Source organism: Pseudonocardia charpentierae, assembly GCF_031845345.1.
In the GTDB taxonomy this organism is placed as follows: domain Bacteria; phylum Actinomycetota; class Actinomycetes; order Mycobacteriales; family Pseudonocardiaceae; genus Pseudonocardia; species Pseudonocardia charpentierae.
The window spans coordinates 57,007-70,989 of the sequence record NZ_JAVREJ010000025.1; the positions used below are offsets into that span (position 1 = coordinate 57,007).

The 13,983-nt window shown below is 70.4% G+C and carries 10 protein-coding genes and 1 pseudogene; 6 read left to right on the forward strand and 5 right to left on the reverse strand.

Going from position 1 to position 13,983, the window contains the following annotated elements:
• Nucleotides 1-23: 23 nt before the first annotated feature.
• Nucleotides 24-1,571, reverse strand: coding sequence for an L-piperidine-6-carboxylate dehydrogenase (gene amaB, locus RM445_RS26585; protein ID WP_311559598.1), 1,548 nt, complete (start codon nt 1,569-1,571; stop codon nt 24-26).
• 36 nt (nt 1,572-1,607) lie between these two features.
• A complete protein-coding gene (locus RM445_RS26590; protein WP_311559599.1) occupies nt 1,608-2,786 on the reverse strand; it encodes an NAD(P)/FAD-dependent oxidoreductase in 1,179 nt (392 codons plus the stop codon).
• A 93-nt stretch (nt 2,787-2,879) separates the two neighbouring features.
• Here RM445_RS26590 and RM445_RS26595 point away from each other — a divergent pair, with 93 nt between their 5' ends.
• The gene (locus RM445_RS26595) at nt 2,880-3,806 is read left to right on the forward strand and encodes a LysR family transcriptional regulator (protein WP_311559600.1); all 927 of its coding nucleotides are present in this window, start codon (nt 2,880-2,882) and stop codon (nt 3,804-3,806) included.
• 14 nt (nt 3,807-3,820) lie between these two features.
• Here the strand turns inward: RM445_RS26595 and RM445_RS26600 are convergent, their stop codons facing one another.
• A complete protein-coding gene (locus RM445_RS26600) occupies nt 3,821-5,365 on the reverse strand; it encodes a gamma-aminobutyraldehyde dehydrogenase (protein ID WP_311559601.1) in 1,545 nt (514 codons plus the stop codon).
• Between the two features lie 67 nt (nt 5,366-5,432).
• Nucleotides 5,433-6,515: a proline racemase family protein gene (locus RM445_RS26605; protein ID WP_311559602.1), complete on the reverse strand. Its 1,083-nt coding sequence runs from the start codon at nt 6,513-6,515 to the stop codon at nt 5,433-5,435.
• Nucleotides 6,516-6,658: 143 nt separating this feature from the next.
• Here RM445_RS26605 and RM445_RS26610 point away from each other — a divergent pair, with 143 nt between their 5' ends.
• From RM445_RS26610 to RM445_RS26630, 5 genes are all read left to right on the forward strand, one after another.
• Nucleotides 6,659-7,561, forward strand: coding sequence for a dihydrodipicolinate synthase family protein (locus RM445_RS26610; RefSeq protein WP_311559603.1), 903 nt, complete (start codon nt 6,659-6,661; stop codon nt 7,559-7,561).
• Between the two features lie 64 nt (nt 7,562-7,625).
• On the forward strand, nt 7,626-8,897 hold the full coding sequence (locus tag RM445_RS26615; RefSeq protein WP_311559604.1) for an NAD(P)/FAD-dependent oxidoreductase: 1,272 nt from the start codon (nt 7,626-7,628) through the stop codon (nt 8,895-8,897).
• 229 nt (nt 8,898-9,126) lie between these two features.
• Nucleotides 9,127-11,007, forward strand: a complete 1,881-nt coding sequence (locus RM445_RS26620) for an APC family permease (protein ID WP_311559605.1) — start codon at nt 9,127-9,129, stop codon at nt 11,005-11,007.
• A gap of 112 nt (nt 11,008-11,119) precedes the next feature.
• On the forward strand, nt 11,120-12,979 hold the full coding sequence (locus RM445_RS26625) for a putative nucleotidyltransferase substrate binding domain-containing protein (protein WP_311559606.1): 1,860 nt from the start codon (nt 11,120-11,122) through the stop codon (nt 12,977-12,979).
• Between the two features lie 51 nt (nt 12,980-13,030).
• Entirely contained in the window at nt 13,031-13,654 is a 624-nt protein-coding gene (locus tag RM445_RS26630; protein ID WP_311559607.1) for an SDR family NAD(P)-dependent oxidoreductase, read from the forward strand.
• Nucleotides 13,655-13,678: 24 nt separating this feature from the next.
• Here RM445_RS26630 and RM445_RS26635 read toward each other — a convergent pair.
• A pseudogene (locus RM445_RS26635) lies at nt 13,679-13,983 on the reverse strand (alanine dehydrogenase); the annotation flags it as partial.

Sequence of the window (13,983 nt, forward strand, 5' to 3'; positions counted from 1 at the left end):
CTCGGATGCGGGGCGAACGGGCATCAGGCGAAGCTGACGCCCTGCGCCAGCGGCAGCTCGCGCGAGTAGTTCACGGTGTTGGTGGCGCGGCGCATGTAGGCGCGCCAGGCGTCGGAGCCCGATTCGCGTCCCCCGCCGGTGGTCTTCTCCCCGCCGAAGGCACCGCCGATCTCGGCTCCGGAGGTGCCGATGTTGACATTGACGATGCCGCAGTCGGAGCCCTCGGCGGACAGGAACACCTCGGCCTCGCGCTGGTCCTGGGTGAAGATCGCCGAGGACAGGCCCTGCGGGACGCCGTTGTGCAGCGCGATGGCGTCGTCCAGCTCGCGGTAGGTCAGCACGTACAGCACCGGCCCGAAGGTCTCGCGCTGCACGACGTCGGCCTGAGCGGGCATGGTGACCAGGGCCGGGCGGACGTAGTAGGCGTCGTCGTGCCCGACGTCGACACGTTCCCCGCCGGCGACGAGCGTGCCACCGGCCGCCACCGCCTCGGTGAGGGCGTCCTGCACAGCCTGGTGGGCGGCAGCACCGAACAGCGGCCCGACCAGAGTGCCCGCCTCGAAGGGGTCGCCGACCTGCAGGCCGCGGTAGGCGGCCGCCACCCGCGTAACCACCTCGTCGGTCACCGACTCGTGCACGATCAGACGCCGCAGCGTGGTGCAGCGCTGCCCCGCGGTTCCGGCGGCGGCGAAGACGATGCCGCGCACGGCCAGGTCCAGATCGGCAGAGGGGGTCACGACCGCCGCGTTGTTCCCGCCCAGCTCCAGGATCGCCCGGCCGAAGCGGGCGGCGATCCGAGGGGCGATCTGCGCTCCGAGGCGCTCGGAGCCGGTGGCGCTGACCAGCGGCACCAGCGGGCTGTCGATCAGGGGCGCCGCGCCGGTGGCGTCGGTGACGACGACGGTGTTCAGGTGCTCGGGAGCGTGCAGCTCGCGCGCGGCGCGCTGCAGCAGCGCCGCGCTCGCCAGGGCGACAAGCGGCGTCTTCTCCGACGGTTTCCACACGACGGTGTCACCGCACACCAGCGCGACGGCGGTGTTCCACGCCCATACCGCGGCGGGGAAGTTGAAGGCGGAGATCACGGCGACGACCCCCAGCGGGTGCCAGGTCTCCATCAGCCGGTGTCCGGGCCGCTCCGACGGCATGGTGCGCCCCTCGAGCTGGCGCGACAGGCCCACGGCGTAGTCGCAGATGTCGATCATCTCCTGGACCTCGCCGAGGGCCTCGGATGCGATCTTGCCGACCTCGACGCCGATGAGGTCGGCCAGGTGTTCCTTGTGCTCGCTGAGCAGCTCGCCCAGGCGCTTGACCAGCTGCCCGCGCACGGGCGCCGGAACGCTGCGCCAGGCCAGGAACGCCTGGTGCGCCTGCTCGATCGCGGCCTCGACCTCGCCGGGACCGATGGCGGCCAGCGTGGCAACGGTGCCGCCGGTCAGCGGGGTGCGCACGTCGATGCGATCGGCGCCGGGCAGTGTGGTGGTGTCCACTCCGCAGGTGCGGAGCGCGTCGTGCGCTCGACGGCGCAGCTGCTCGGTGCTCCGGGTCAGGGTAGCGGGCGTCGTGGTCGTCACGAGGAGTCCTTCCAGGATCGATACGTGGGGGAGGGGTCAGATGATGCCGAGTTCGGTGCGCACGGCCGGGCGCTGGAAGCGGTGGGCGTCGAAGGGGGCGATGTCCACCACCGGCGGTCGCCCCAGGTACAGGTCGCGGACGCACTCACCCACGGCCGGGCCCTGCAGGAAACCGTGCCCCGAGAACCCGGTGGCGTACAGGAACCGAAAGCCCGGCTCCTCGCTCTGGCCGATGAGCGCGTTGCAGTCGGGAGTGAGCTCGTACAACCCCGCCCAGCCGTGGCTGATGGGCACACCGGCGAGGTCGGGTGCGAAGGCCCGCAGTGCTGCCCGCAGGTGGTCGTGCCAAGCTCGGCTGACCTCGCGCTCGAAGCCGTCGGGTTGGTCGGGATCAGCCCAGCCCAGCAAGAGCCCGCCGTCCTGCGAGCCGTGGAAGTAGGCCGTGGTCGAGTAGTCGATGGTGAAGGGCACCTGCGGTGGTCGAGGCGAGAGCGCGGGGGTGAACGCGATCTCGCGGCGCTTGGGGGTCACCGGAAGGTCCACTCCCACCATCTCGCCCACTGTCCGCGACCACGCGCCGGCGGCACACACCACCGTCGGCGTCAGCACATCGGCGCCGTCGGCCAGGTGTATGCGGGCCATCCCGCCGGGAGCGGCGTCGATGCCGGTGACGGCGCTCCCGGTGCGCACCTGCACGCCCCGCGCCTGCGCCGCCCCGGCCAGGCCGCGGACCGCGTCGCCGGCCCGGGCGAACCCGTCCGACGGCGACCACACACCGGCCAGCACGGTCTGCGGGTCCAGGTAAGGGCACAGGCGCAGCGCCTCGGCCGGGTCGACGATGCGGCTGGGTACGCCGAGGGAGTTCTGGAGTGCCACGCAGACCCGGTGGCGGGCTATGTCCTCCTCGTTGCGAAGGGCGAAGAGGTACCCGACCGTCTGCAGGCCGATATCCACGCCGACCTCGTGGTCGAAGCGGCGGAAGAACTCCAGGCTGCGCAGGCCGAGCTCGATGTTGGTCACGTCGGAGAACTGCGCGCGCACTCCTCCCAGCGGCTTGCCCGACGAGCCGCTTGCCAGCTTGTCGGCCTCCAGCAGCACCACGTCGGTGATGCCCGCCCGTGCGAGGTGGTAGGCGCTCGCCGCGCCCATGATCCCGCCACCGATGATGGCGACCTGGGTGCGCGTCGTGCCGTGTGCCGGTCCCGTGATGCTCAACTCGACCTCCGCCCGGTGAGTGAGTCGAGCGTGACACTCCGGTCTCTTCAGTACCAGCGACGACTTGTGCGATCAAAGCTATAGCGTTGCTATATGGACGAGCTTGGCCGAGCCCCGCTACGTGCACTGGTCGAGCTCTCCCGGCGCGGCACGATGGCAGCGGTGGCCGAGGAGCTGGGCTACACCGCCGGTGCCGTCTCACAGCAGCTGGCCCGGCTGGAGGCGGCCGTGGGCCAGCCCCTTCTGTCGAAGGTCGGGCGCGGTGTGCGCCTGACCGACGCCGGGCGTGTGCTCGCCGATCACGCGATCATGGTGCTGCGGGCCGAGGAGGCGGCTCTGGCCGCCGTGCGCGCCGTCGGCAAAGAGGTCGTCGGCCGCATCGTCATCGGGGTCTTCGGCAGCACCGCAGGCGCACTGCTGGCACCGCTGGTGTTGAGGCTGGCCGAGGAGTATCCCGGCATCACGGTCCTGAGCCGGGAGGTCGGCGTCGACGACTCCGCCGCCGCCGTGCGCCGCGGAGAGGTCGACGTCGCCTTCGGCGTGGACTATGCCAGCTCACCCATGCCGCGCGACGCCGGGACCGAACTGGTACCCCTACGCACCGAGGTGTTCAGCCTTGCCGTGGCGCACGACTACACGGGCGCCGATCGCATCCCGTTGGGCGACGCAGCGGCGTGGCCGTGGATCCTGACCCCGGAAAGTGCCCCGTTCGGTCGCGCCATCCGCAGCGCCTGCCGCGCCGCCGGCTTCGAACCCCAGGTGATCCACGAGGTGACCGACACCGCTGCCGCAATCCTGCTAGCCACCCGCGGCTTGGGCATCACACCTGTCACACCGCTGATGCGGCAGTTGGTCGCGGGCGCACCGCGCATCGTGGCCCTGCACGAGCAGGTCACCCGGCAGGTCGTCCTCGTGCGCCACCACGCCGACCGGGGACGACCCACGGTGGCGGCCCTCACTCGGGCCGCTCAAGGGATCGCTGCAGCCCCGGCCGGTGCGGAGCGCGTCGCTGCGCCGTAGACGTGGCCGACGGTTCAGGCGGTCATGATGCGTGAGCCGCCGCCGTCGTGCTCCTCCGGCGCGCTGGTGAAGATGACGTCGTGCCAGTCCTTGCGCGGCTGTGGTGACAGGGCCGACATGACGTGCTTGACCTGGGTGTACTCCTCGAGCGAGTACGTGGACATGTCCTTGCCGAAGCCGGAGGCCTTGTAGCCGCCGTGCGGCATCTCGCTGATGATCGGGATGTGGTCGTTGATCCATACGCAGCCGGCGGCGATTCCGGCGGAGGCACGCTGGGCGCGGAAGACGTCGCTGGTCCAGGCCGATGCGGCGAGCCCGTAGGGGGTGTCGTTGGCCAGGTCCAGGCCGTGGGTGTCGTCGTCGAACGGCAGCGCGACCAGGACCGGGCCGAAGATCTCCTCCTGGACGATCTCTGAGTCCTGCGCGGCGTCGATCACGAGTGTCGGCTCGTAGTAGGCGCCGCTCTCGAGATCGCCGGTACCGCGCCGACCGCCGGTCACGACCTTCGCGCCGGCGGCGCGGGCGCGGTCGACCATGCCGGCGACGTGGTCGCGGTGCCTGGTGGAGATGAGTGATCCGAGGTCGGTGGCGGGGTCGTCGATGCGCCCGATCACGACCTGGGACATCAGGTCGGCGACCCGGCTGACGAAGGCGTCGTAGAGCGGACGTTGTACGTAGGCGCGGGTGGCCGCGGTGCAGTCCTGTCCGGCGTTGATCAGCGATCCGGCGACGGCGCCGCGGGCGGCGGCCTCGAGGTCGGCGTCGTCGAAGACGACGAAGGGTGCCTTGCCGCCGAGTTCGAGGTGCACCCGCTTGACCAGGCCTGCGGCCAGTGAGCCGACCCGGCTTCCGGCACCTGTGGAGCCGGTGAAGGAGACCATGCTGACGTCGCGGTGGGTGACCAGGGCCTCGCCGACGATCGACCCGCGGCCGGTGAGGACGTTGATGACGCCGTCGGGGATGCCGGCCCGCTGTGCCGCCTCGGCGAAGGCGACCGAGGTCGTGGGGGTGAGCTCGGCGGGTTTGAGCACGATGGTGTTGCCGGCGGCGATGGCCGGGAGGACCTTCCACGCGGCCATCTGCAGCGGGTAGTTCCACGGGGCGATCGAGCCGATCACGCCGATCGATTCACGCCGGATGCTCGAGGTGTGCTCGCCGGAGTACTCGGCGTTGGCCTTGCCGTCGAGGTTGCGGGCGGCACCGGCGAAGAACGAGACGTTGTCGATCGTGCCGGGGACGTCGAAGCCTTCGGTGAGCCGGATCGGCTTACCCGCCTGACGACTCTCCGCAGTGGCCAGCTCACCGGACACGGCCTCGAGCTCGGCGGCGAACCTGTGCATCGCCGTCGAGCGCTCCGCCGGCGTCGCGCCGGCCCAGCCGGGGAAGGCGGCCTTCGCGGCGGCCACTGCCTCGTTCACGTCGTCGGTTGACGCGAGGGTGCCGGTGGCGACCACATCGCCGTTGGACGGGTTGGTGACCGTCAACGGGTCGGAAGAGCTGCCCTGGCGGCGGCGCCCGTTGATGAACTGCTGGCCCGTGTCGTCGACGGACGGGGACATGGCTGCTCCTTCGCTTCGTACGTCGTTGTGTCAGGCAGGGTGAGCAGGTGGTGCGGGGTCTGCGTGGTCAGTCGCGGACGGTGCTCCAGATGTCGCCGACGGTCAGACCTGTCGGGAACGGGTCGTCGGCCTGCAGGACGTGCTGGACGTAGCCGGTGATCCAGGCCCGGCCCTGGATGGAGGGCACGACGGCCTCGTGCCCTCCGACGGTCGTGCGCTCGTGCAACATGCCGCGGAACGTCGTGCCGAGGACACCCTGGTGGATGAACGGGACGCGGAGCCCGAGCTCGCCGCGGGCGTGCAGGGCGGCCATCCGGGCGGATGTGCCGGTGCCGCAGGGGGAGCGGTCCAGCGTGCCCCGCCACGATGCCGGGTCGTCGAGGGTGATCCGCCCGGCGGGCAGGACGACGCTGTTGCGTCCGGAGATGTCGGGGGAGTCGGCGGGGCCGTGCAGCATGACCAAGGAGATCTCGTCGATCTCGGGCTGCTCGGGATGGACGACCGGCACCTGCTCGCGGGCCGCGGCGAGCAGCGCCGTGCCGGCCCGGGCGATCGCCGGGGCGTGGTCCGGGCCGAGCGCGACGCCCATGTCGGCGGCGCGCGCCTGCACATAGAACTGGCCGCCGAAGGCGACGTCGGCAGCGACCGTGCCGTACTCCGGGACGACGATCTTCGTCTCCAGCGCCAGCGCGAACGACGGCACGTTGCGTACCCGCACCCAGCGCACGCGGCCGCCCTCGACGCGGGCGGTGGCCTCCACGGGACCGACGGCTGTATCGATGCGCACGACGGTCTCGGGTTCGGTGACCGGCAGGCTGCCGGTCTCGAGCAGGGCGGTGATGGCACACATCGTGTTGCTGCCCGACATCGGCCGGAAGCCACCCTGCTCGAGGATGATGATGCCGACGTCGGCGGTGGGGTCCAGTGGCGGGAGCACGAGTACCGCGCACATCGAGGGGTGGCCGCGGGGTTCGCGCAGCAGCAGCCGGCGCAGCCAGTCCAGCTGTGTCTCGCACCAGCGCATCCGCTCGGGCCAGGTGCTGCCACGCACCAGCAGATGTGCGCCGAGCAGGATCCGCCCGGCCTCGCCTTCGGCGTGCACGTCGATCGAGGTGATCGTCGTGGTTCCGGTGGATGTCGGTCCGCTCATGTCCTGCCCTCCCGACCGGCGTCTCGCAGGTGTTGTTCGACCCGGGTCTTGACGAACCTTGTGATGGCCGTCATCCTTCCGTGACAAGTGCAGATTGTCAAACAAACTGCAGGTCCTCTAGATGGCAACCAGGAAGGCACATCGTGACCACCACCGACCTCGCCGGCGTCCTCGTCGCACTCGTCACCCCCTTCACCGCGGACGGCAACGAGATCGACGCCGTCGCGCTGGAGGCTCACGTCGATCGGCTCATCCGTGAGGGAGCGCACGGCTTCGTGCCCGGCGGCAGCACCGGAGAGTTCACCACCCTGACTCTCGACGAGCGCAAGCAGCTCACCGAGCTCGTCGTCAAGGCCGCAAGCGGGCGGGTGCCGGTCGTGGCCGGCACGGGCGCCCTGTCCACTCGCGACGCCATCGAGCTGGCCACGCACGCCGCTGAGACCGGCGCCGACGCGCTGATGGTGGTGCCGCCGTTCTACGACGCGGTGGAGCTCTCGACGTTCAAGGAGCTGCTGCGCGAGATCTACGCGGCGTCGGGCCTCCCGATCATGTTCTACAACATCCCGTCGGCCACCGGGCTGAGCCTGACCGCGGCGGAGATCGCGTCGCTGGCCGAGGTCGACGGCGTGCGCTACCTCAAGGACACCTCGGGCGACGCCGTCGCGCTGACCGAGCTGCTGCAGTTGCACGGCGACAAGATCACCACCTTCAACGGCTGGGACACGCTGACCTTCTACGGGATCGCCGCCGGCGCAAAGGGTTCCGTGTGGGGCGCGACGAACGTCATCCCCGAGCTGTCGCGCCAGCTGTGGGACGCACTCGCCGTGGACGGCGACCTGGTCCGCGGCCGTGAGCTGTGGGCGAAGATCTACCCGATCTGCCGGTTCCTCGAGCAGTACAACTACGCCGCCGCGGTCAAGACCGGCATGCAGCTGCGCGGATACGCGACCGGACCGATCCGCAAGCCCTTCGCACTGCTCGAGGGGGAGGCCCGGGCCGAGCTCGCCCGGCTGCTGCGCGATGCGGGTGTCGAGGTCGTCGACTGACCCCGCTGCACAGGGCCGCGGCAGCGGCTGAGGGAGCGGTCAACAGCCGAAGGGGAGCAGAGTAGTGAAGATCGTGGTGGTCGGCGGCGGCATCGTCGGACTCGGCAGCGCGTACGAACTGGCGCTTGACGGGCACGACGTCACGGTGCTGGATGCCCACACCGTCGGAGCCGGGGCGTCGCACGGCAACGCGGCCAAGATCACGATGGCGGAGGCGACGCCGGTTCCGGCACCGGGGATGGTGCTCAAGGGTCTGAAGTGGATGCTGAAGGCCGACAGCCCGCTGTTCGTGCGGCCGTCGCTGTCGCCGCCGTTCCTGCGTTTCATGTTCACCATGGCGCGCCACTGCAACGAGGGCGACTTCCGGCGTGCGCTGAAGGTGCACCTCGACATGGCTTCGACCTGCGCCGAAGTCCTCGACGAGTGGGCCGACGACGGGCTGGCATTCGAGATGCACCGCAAGGGAGGGCTGCTGGTCTTCGAGAACCGGGAGAGCTTCGAGCACCGGGTGCGGCTCAATGACGCGTTCGCCCCGTTCGGGCTGGAGCCCGAACTGCTCGGCGCGGACGCGTTGCACGACCGCGAGCCGTGTCTGTCCGACCGGGCTCGCCACGCCCTGTTCTTCCCCGACGAGCGGCAGGTCGAGCCCGACTCGCTGACCGGAGCGCTGGCCAAGCGGCTGCGGGAAATGGGCGCACAGGTCCGCGAGCACACCAACGTGCTCGACTTCGAGCAGACCGGCTCCCGCGTCACGGCGGTCATCACGGACGCCGGCAGGGTGGAGTGCGACCAGCTCGTGCTGGCCACCGGCGTGTGGACCGGCCTTCTCGCGGCGAAGCTGGGCACCGCCCTGCCGATCGGACCGGGCAAGGGATACAGCGTCGACTACTTCCCGTCCCCCGTCCCGCTGAACACACCCCTGACGTTCGAAGATGCACACGTCGCGGTCACGCCACTGAACGGGCGGCTCCGACTGGCCGGAACGATGGAGTTCGCCGGGCTCGCCACCGACATCAACGCACGCCGGGTCGGAGCCGTGAAGCGGGCCGCGGCCCGCGGCTTCCGCGACTGGGACGAGGAGACCCCGCACGCCGAGCCATGGGCCGGTCTGCGTCCGATGACCGCCGACGGTCTGCCGATCGTCGGGCGGCTCCGTCCCGACAGCAACGTCCTGATCGCTTCCGGGCACGGGATGCTCGGCCTCACGTTGGCACCGAGCACCGCCAAGACCGTGCGTGATCTCGCCCGCGATGTCGTGGCAGGCCGCCGGAGCCCCCTCACGCCGTACGGCCCCGAGCGGTTCCTGCGGTCGCCGCGAAAGAAGTCCGACGCCTGATCGAACAAGACAGGACTGCACTCCGCAGGCTGATGGCGTAATTCCGCGCAGGAGCCGGGGTCTGCTCGTCAAGGCCAATTGTAGCGGCGAAAGCGCATTCGTCGCGGGGGCAACCATGCCCTTCCACGGGTGGGCGCCAACGCGCTACGCCGCCGCCCTGGCACGTCGCGGGCACGTCATCGATGACGGCTCCTCCATTAGAGAAACAACAGTCGCACAAGGAGTCAGCATGTCCGGAACGGCAGAAAGTCTACCCGCTGAAGGCGGGTACGAGGCCAGCGACGCACATCTCAAGAAACAGATCAGCCTGTTCGGCCTGATCGCTCTTGCGGTCAGCGTCCAGGTCGGTTCGGGCTGGTTGCTCGCCACGCTCGCCGCGGCCAGCCTCGCGGGCCCGGCCTCGATCCTCACCTGGGTGCTGGGTGCGGTGTTCTTCGGCATCATCGGGGTCACCTGGATGGAGCTGGGCGCGATGCTCCCGCGGTCGGGCGCGGGTGTCCGGTACCCGCGGCTGACGCACGGCGCGTTCCTCAGCTGGTTCAACGGCTGGGGTTACCTCATCGCGGCGCTCTCGCTACCGGTCATCGAGGTCCAGGCCGTGCTCACCTACCTCGGTGGCAACTGGCCCGGGCTCGGCCTGCTCGAGGAGCGGGAGGGCATCACGGTCCTCTCGTGGCCGTCCGGCATCCTCGTCGGCTTCGTGCTGCTGTTCGTCTTCTTCCTGCTCAACTCGTTCGGAGCGAAGCTGCTCAGCGAGTCGAACAAGTACGTGACCATCTGGAAGCTCGTCATCCCGATCGTCACGGCGATCCTGATGTTCACCGCGTTCTCCTCGGCGAACTTCACCATCGGTGGTGGGTTCGCGCCTCTGGGCGGTGGCGCCATCTTCGGTGCCCTCGCCAGCGGTGGCATCGTCTTCGCCTACTCGGGTCTGCGGCAGATCCTCGACTTCGGTGGCGAGGTCGTCAACCCGCAGCGCAACATTCCGATCGCGATCGTGGTCGGTGGCCTGATCATTCCGCTGGTCATCTACATCCTGCTGCAGATCGGCTTCATCGGGGCGATCGACTGGGCGTCCGCCGGTTTGGCACCGGGTGACTGGGCCGGGCTGCAGGGCAGCACCTGGGCGTCAGCTCCGCTGCTCAACGCCGTCACCGCCGCCGGCTTCACCTGGTTCGCGATCGTCCTGCTCTCCGACGCGGCGCTCTCCCCGGCGGCCACCGGCTGGGTGTGGCTGGGGATCGGCACCCGGACGGTGTACTCGATGTCGGTCAACGGTGAGCTGCCGAAGGGCTTCCAGCGGATCAACCGCCACGGGACACCGATCATCGCCCTCGCCGCGTGCACCGTGCTTGGCCTGCTCTTCTTCTTCCCGGCACCGAGCTGGTACCTCTTCGTCGGGATGGTCTCCATCGCGCTGACCCTGAGCTACGTCATGGGCGGTCCCGTCCTGGCGGTGCTGCGCCGGACCGCACCGGACTTCCCGCGACCGGTCAAACTGAAGGCGCCCATGTTCTGGGCCGGAGCCGGGTACGTCGCGAGTCTCATGCTCATCTACTTCGCCGGATGGGTGCCCCTGATCAACCTGTTCACCGTCGTCTTCTTCGCGCTCCCGCTCTACGGCGCCTACACCAGCGTCAAGGAGGGCTGGAGCCGGCCGATGCCGAGTTGGCTGTTCTCCGGAGCCTTCACGATCGCGTGGGTCGTCACCGCAGTCGGCGGTGGATGGTTGGCCACGCTCGACCAGGAGCAGCGACCGGGTGGTTGGGGGTTCCCGTTGTTCTTCGGGCTGATCGTGCTCATCGTCGCGGTGTTCATGGCGGGTCTCTACACGGTGAGCAATGACGTCGGCCGGCGGCACATCCGTGGCGGGACCTGGATGGTCGCCACGATTCTCGCGGTGCTGTTCGTCGCCTACCTCGGCCCGTTCGGGCCGCTGGACTCGCCGGTGCTGGCCAATCCGATCGATCTGATCATCATGATCGCGATCGCGATCGGCTCGTTCTTCTGGTCCGTGCGGGCGGGCGGTCCTACCGAGGAGCTCGCAGAGATCCTCGCGGCCAACCAGATGCGCAGCCCCGCCGACACAGCCGACACGACGGGAGGCTGAGCCCGTGGCGCGAGCGGTCCGGAAGCCCGGCGGGAGGGGGCGTCCGGACCGCTCGCGTCCGCGTCCGGACAGCACACGGGGCCACGACGGCGACGATCTACCATCGGGCGTCGTGCCCGCCGCTGTTCAGGTCTCCGATGTCGACGTCGTGGCGTTGGCCGAGTTCCTGGGATCCTGCCCGCCCTTCGACAGCGTCCCGGACGACGAGCTGGCCCGGATGGCCGCACATGCTGTCGTCGAACGGTACGACGCCGGCGCAGTCATTCTCGACGCCTTCGATTCCGAGGTCGAGGAGCTCTTCGTCGTGTGGGAGGGCCGGGTCGACATCTGGGTCCACCCGGACCGGGTCACCGAGCTGCCGGACGAGACGCGAGGGGTCGGCGACCTCTTCGGCTTCGTCGCCGCGATCACGGAAGCCGCGGCCGGCCCCCGGGCCACGGCCGTGGGACAGGTGACGGTGATCCGGCTCCCGGCCGAACTCGTCGCGCCGGCATTCGCGTCGCGTCGTGGAGCCCGGTTCCTCGCGCAAGAGGTCCTCTCGACGAACCGGCGCACGGTCGGCATGCCCACCTACACCCTCGTCGACGACCTGATCGCCCGCGCGCCGGTGGTCGTCGACCGCAGCGCGTCGATCGAACAGGCCGCGTCGCGGATGGTCGCGGCCGACCTCGGCTACGTCGCGGTGCGCGTCGGCCCCGGTCGATACGGCCTCGTCACCGACGCGACCATCCGCGGCGTCGTCGCGGCGGCGCGCCCGACGACCACCCCGGTCGCCGATGTGATGAGCCACGATCCGCCGACCGTCCAGCTCGGAGCCTCGGCGGCCGAGGCGCTCATCAAGGTCCTCGAGCGCAACGCGGCGTTCGTCCTCGTCACCGACCCTGCGGGAGAGCTGCGCGGCGTCGTGGCGCCGATCGACTTCGTCGTGTCGTCGACGAGCGCGGGCGCAGCCTTGCACGAGCAGTTGCGGCGGGCGAACACCGTGGAGGAGCTGCAGTACCGGTACCGCGAGGTCCCGCGCCTCGTCGGCGACCTGATGGCCCGAGGTCTGGCCTCGAACCGGGTCATCACGGTCCACTCGGCTCTCGTGGACACGCTCGTACGGCGTGCGATCCAGCTCGTGATGCAGGGACGTCCGGACCTCGACGCGGACGCGTTCACCTGGCTCTCACTCGGCAGCAACGGCCGACGTGAGGCGGTGCTCAGCTCGGATGTGGACGCAGCCGTCGCCTTCGCCGACCGAACGACCGCTGACGAGATCGCGCGCTACCGGCCGGCGTTCGCGGAGATCATCGACGTGCTGACCGGCGCCGGTATCAAGCACGACACGCACGGTGTGAGCCCGGTGAACCCGGAGTTCTCCCGTACCCATCGCCAGTGGGAGTCCGCGGCGCGGGCCTGGCTGTCCGGGCCGACGAAGGACAACGCCGTCATCATGACCTGCCTGCTCGTCGACGGGCGGCCGATCCACGGCGACCTCGCCCTGCCCGAGGTCGCCCGCGTCTTCGGAGACCTCCGCCTGCACCCCTCCACGATGCGGATGCTGCTGGCCATCTCGGTCGACCGGTCCGACGCGCTTCGCGGGCGGTGGCGGCGCAAGACGATCGACCTCAAACGGCAGGCCCTGCTGCCGATCGCGAACGTCGCCCGCTGGGCCGCGCTCAGCGCCGGGTCGGTCGCGCTCCCGACACCGGAACGGCTCCACGCCGCCGCCGGCTCACGCATGCTGAGCGCTGAGGACGCCGACACCCTCGGTGACGTGTTCGAGATCGTTCAGCGCACGCGGCTGCGTCACCAGCTCGAACAGGTCGAGGCGGGAGAGCCGCCGTCGGACGTCATCGCCCTGCGCGACATGTCGACGATCGATACCAGCGTCGTCAACGACGCGATCCGGGAGATCCTCGCGGTCCAGCGGCGCATGGCGAACAAGGCGAAGTTCGTCCCCGACCTGCAGGACTCACCGCTGGTCTGAGCTGGCGGACTCCGACCGGCCCGGCCGCCCCACGAAGGGGACCCCGCCGACATGACCGCACCCACCGGCCCGCTGCACGAGCGGGTGGTCGTGGTCACCGGAGGATCGCGCGGCATCGGTGCCGCCGTCGTCCGAACCGCCCATCGCGACGGCGCCACCGTCGTCCTCCACTACGGCTCCGCCGACGCCGTCGCCCGGGCGGTCGCCGACGAGCTCGGAGGCGAGCGGAGTCACCTGGTGCGGGGCGACCTCGCCGAGCCGTCCGGGCCCGACGCGACCTGGTCCGCGGCCCTCGACGCCGCGGGCCGGGTCGACGTCCTGGTCAACAACGCCGGCGCGTGGATCGCGTCGCCCGTCCACGACCGGCCTGCCTGGAGCACGGGCTGGCAGCGCAACCTGACGTTGAACCTGACGGCCCCGGCCGAGCTGTGCCGCCTGGCCATCCAGCACTTCCGAGCAGCCGGTGGGGGATCATCGTCAAACTCACCAGCCGGTCGGGTCGGCACGGACCTGGCCGCCGGCGAGCTGGATCCGGCGTTGGTCGCCAGCCTGCCGCTGCGGGAGGTGACGCCGCCGCAGGACGTCGCCGAGGTGATCGCATTCCTGGCCTCCGGCCGGGCCCGGCACACCACCGGGGCGACCATCGACATCACCGGGGCGGATTACGTCCGCTGACGGAGTTGACGCCGTGCGTTCACCTCACCGATCGCCGAGCAGCTCCGCGGGGTCGGTGAAGGCGATCTCGTGGGCGTCGGCGACGGGCCGGCTGACGAGTTTGCCGCCGAGGGTGCTGAGGCCGAGGTGCAGGGCGGGGTCGGCCTGTGCGGCGCCGGTCACGCCGTGCTGGGCGACCTTGACGAGGTAGGGCAGCGTGGCGGAGGTGAGGGCGAGGGTGGAGGTGCGGGCGACCGCGCCGGGGATGTTGGCCACGCAGTAGTGGATGACGCCTTCCTCGACGTAGGTGGGGTCGGAGTGCGTCGTCGCGCGGCTGGTCTCGAAGCAGC